Genomic DNA, 2061 nt, shown 5'->3' on the forward strand with positions numbered 1-2061 from the left:
CCGGTCGTGCCGGCGCGCAACGAGGCCGACGTGATCGCCCGGGCGGCAACTTCGCTGCTCGAGCAGGATTACCCGGGCGAATTTCATCTGATCATTGTCGACGACCACAGCGACGACGGTACCGCCGACGCAGCCCGCGCGGCCGCACTCGCGATCAACCGCGCCGAGCGGCTGACGGTGCTGGCCGCGAAGCCGCTGCCGGCCGGCTGGTCGGGCAAGGTATGGGCGCAGTCGCAGGGGATCGCCGCGGTGCAGACGCTCGGCCTGCCGGCCGACTACCTGCTGCTGACGGATGCCGACATCGGCCATCCGCCCGACGCCGTCGCGCAGCTCGTGACGCGCGCGCAGGCCGAGAACCGCGATCTCGTGTCGCTGATGGTGCGGCTGCGCTGCGATTCGTTCTGGGAAAAGGCGCTGATCCCGGCGTTCGTGTTCTTCTTCGCGAAGCTCTACCCGTTCTCGTGGATCAACAACCCGCGCAACCGGACGGCCGGCGCCGCGGGCGGCTGCATGCTGGTGAAGCGCACGGCGCTCGAGGAAGCGGGCGGCATCGAGTCGATCCGCGGCGCGCTGATCGACGACTGCAGCCTCGCCGCGCAGATCAAGCACCGCGGCGAAGGCCGCCATCCGATCCGGCTCGACCTGGCCGACCGCAGCGTGTCGCTGCGCCCGTACGACAGCTGGCGCGACATCTGGAACATGATCGCGCGCACCGCGTTCACGCAGCTGCACTATTCGCCGCTGCTGCTGGCCGGCACGCTGCTCGGGATGACGATCATCTATCTCGTGCCGCCCGCCGCCGCGCTCGCGTACGGCGCGCGTGCATGGCCGGCGTGGCTCGCGTGGGCGTCGATGTGCGCCGCGTATGCGCCGATGCTGCGCTACTACCGGCGCTCGCCGCTGTGGGCGCCGGCGCTGCCGCTCGTCGCGCTGTTCTACGTCGGCGCGACGTTCGCATCCGCGTGGCGCTACTGGCGCGGCAAGGGCGGCCAGTGGAAGGCGCGCGTGCAGGCGCCGGTGGATCGCTGAGTATTTCCCGGGAGGCGTGCCTCCCGGCAGCCGGAAAGCAAACAGCCCGATCGGTGTGAACCGGTCGGGCTGTTTCGTTTTCGGCGGGGCGGTTGCTGCCTGCCGGCACTTAGCGCTGGGTCAGCATCATGTACATCTGGATCACGACATCCGGCGAGAACGTGAACGGCACCCAGCCGTAGCCCGTGTGGCGGGCCACCAGCAGGCGGTCGCCGTTCGTCTGCTTCTGCACGGCCATCATCGGGTTCTTCGTCGTCACGAAGCGCCAGCCGGCCGGGATGCCGGGCGGCGGCTCCGGCTGCATCGACGCGCGCGCATGCGCGAGTTCCTCGATCAGCTGGCCCAGTTGCTCCGGATGCAGCGTGATCGATTCGCCGTTGATGGTCAGCGTGAGTTCGTTCTGCGTCGGACGCGACACGTGGAGCGTCGCTTTGTCGGACGGAGCCGGAGGGGTGACGGCGTCGGCTTCGACTTCAACCGGCGTTTCGGCTTGCGCCGTCGCGACGATGGCCGTTTCGGCGTCGGTCGTTGCCTCCACCGTTTCGGCAGCAGCCGGCGCGGGCGCGATCACGGCCGGTTCTGCCGCCGGCGCGCCGGCCGGTGCAGGTTCGACGACTTCCGCGGCAACTGTCGTCGCGGCGACGGCGTTCGTCGCGGCTTCCTTGACGACGGCTTCGACCAGCGCCTCGGCGTCGGCGATGGCCTTCGCGTGGTGCTGCGCAGCCGCTTCGGCTTGTGCGATCGCTTCGGTGTGGCGCTGCGTGACGGCTTCGGCCTGCGCGGTGGCATCGGCGTGGCGTTGCGCGGCCGCCTCGGCCTGCGCGATCGCTTCGGTATGGCGTTGCGTGACGGCTTCGGCCTCGGCGGTCGCGTCGGCATGACGCTGCGCGGCGGCCTGCGTTTCCGCGATCGCCTGCATGTGCTGCTGCGCGAGCGCTTCGGCTTCCGCGATCGCAGCCGTGTGGCGCTGTGCGGCGGCCTCGGCTTCGGCGATCGCGGCTGCGTGACGCTGCGTGGCCGCTTCGGCTTCGG

General features: G+C 70.5%; 1 protein-coding gene and 1 pseudogene. One reads left to right on the plus strand and one right to left on the minus strand.

Annotated features, from left to right (window positions below):
- On the plus strand, positions 1-1029 hold a 1029-nt coding region (locus G3N64_RS38850), incomplete at its 5' end, for a glycosyltransferase (protein WP_205788863.1).
- A gap of 109 nt (positions 1030-1138) precedes the next feature.
- Here the strand turns inward: G3N64_RS38850 and G3N64_RS38855 are convergent.
- Positions 1139-2061, minus strand: a pseudogene (locus G3N64_RS38855) (phage tail protein); the annotation flags it as partial.

It is taken from the genome of Burkholderia sp. Ac-20344 (assembly GCF_017104975.1).
Taxonomy (GTDB): Bacteria; Pseudomonadota; Gammaproteobacteria; order Burkholderiales; family Burkholderiaceae; genus Burkholderia.